This is a genomic window from Mesorhizobium sp. P5_C1 (assembly GCF_054049815.1).
In genome coordinates, this window is the sequence record NZ_JBFULQ010001367.1 from 1 (window position 1) to 591 (window position 591).

At 55.8% G+C, this 591-nt stretch carries 1 pseudogene; it reads right to left on the reverse strand.

Going from position 1 to position 591, the window contains the following annotated elements:
- Window positions 1-455 (reverse strand): annotated as a pseudogene (locus ACXJ7R_RS35855) (hypothetical protein); the annotation flags it as partial.
- Window positions 456-591 lie beyond the last annotated feature (136 nt).

Here is a 591-nt window from a genome sequence, read left to right on the forward strand (position 1 = left end):
TTGCGTGGCTTTTCAACGAGATTCACCGTCGAAACGGCGTAGGAAACATAGGTCGAACAGCCATGCGCCGAGAGACCAAGGAGGCTGAAAATATGCGTGTAGTAGGCTTCTGGCTCCATGAGGAGAAGCAAATGAGGGCCTGTCTGCAACACGCGGCGCCTTTCGAAATCCCTGCAGATTTCCGAGGCGGTGTCGGTCGACAACCCGTTTCGTGTCGCTGCCTTCCTGATGATGTCGAGTAGTTTGGTGAAGGCTCGAAGCCGGATTTCGGGCACGGGACCCGAAGCCGGCGCCGTAAACAGGCGAAACGCATAATCGCGGATCGGCCGGGAATGATAAGGTTTCATCCAGGGATAGAGTGCCTCCAGCGACCCCAGGACTGCCTGTTTCGCATCTACGCCTGCTGTTAGCTCTTCCACCTCACGATTCACCCTTTTCTTCCGGCTGACCGGCACCGACGCTCAAGCACGAAATACTGATGAGGAGCACCACTCCAAAGCTGAAGAAAATCGTCGAAGGAAATGCTCGATCTCCTACTGCGGCGGCGGTTCCAAAGACGAGTAATCCGAGCACCACGGCCACACTATGCAT